The organism is Arenimonas malthae CC-JY-1, from assembly GCF_000747075.1.
Taxonomy (GTDB): Bacteria; Pseudomonadota; Gammaproteobacteria; order Xanthomonadales; family Xanthomonadaceae; genus Arenimonas; species Arenimonas malthae.
The window spans coordinates 1-458 of sequence record NZ_AVCH01000136.1 but is presented as its reverse complement, the minus strand read 5'-3'; the positions used below and the strand labels follow the sequence as shown (position 1 = coordinate 458).

At 77.1% G+C, this 458-nt stretch carries 1 protein-coding gene; it reads right to left on the bottom strand.

Going from position 1 to position 458, the window contains the following annotated elements:
- The coding region (locus N790_RS16380; RefSeq protein WP_043802101.1) for a hypothetical protein at window positions 1-458 on the bottom strand (458 nt) is incomplete at both ends.

The following is a 458-nucleotide window of genomic DNA, read 5'->3' as shown; positions in this document are numbered from 1 at the left end:
CCGCTCGCGCATGCGCCGGAGCGTGCCGGCCACGCCGCGGCTGCGCAGGCTGGCCAGGCCGCGTTCGGTGAGCGAGAGCAGGTGCCGCGCGTGGAAGGCCAGGGCCTGCCCGCGCAGGCGCAGGCTGCGGGCCAGGCGGCGCGGCATGCTGGTGAGGCGCCAGGCCAGGCTGGCGCGCAGGTGGTCGAGCAACTGCTGGGCCTCGTCGCGCTGCGCCAGCGCGATGTCACGCTGGCGCGCCAGGTCGGTGGTGTCGCGCTGGTAGTAGCCGTGCGATTCGGCGACCTGGCGTTCGAGCTGGTGCAGGCGCAGTTCGAGGCCGGCGATCTCTTCGCCCAGGCGCGCCTGTTCGGCGCGCGCGGCTTCGGCGGCCCGGGCAGCGTCGTCGCGCGCGGACTGCGTCGCGGCTTCCGCCTGCACGCGGCGCGCGTCGCTGCGGCGCAGGTCGGCCTGCAGCG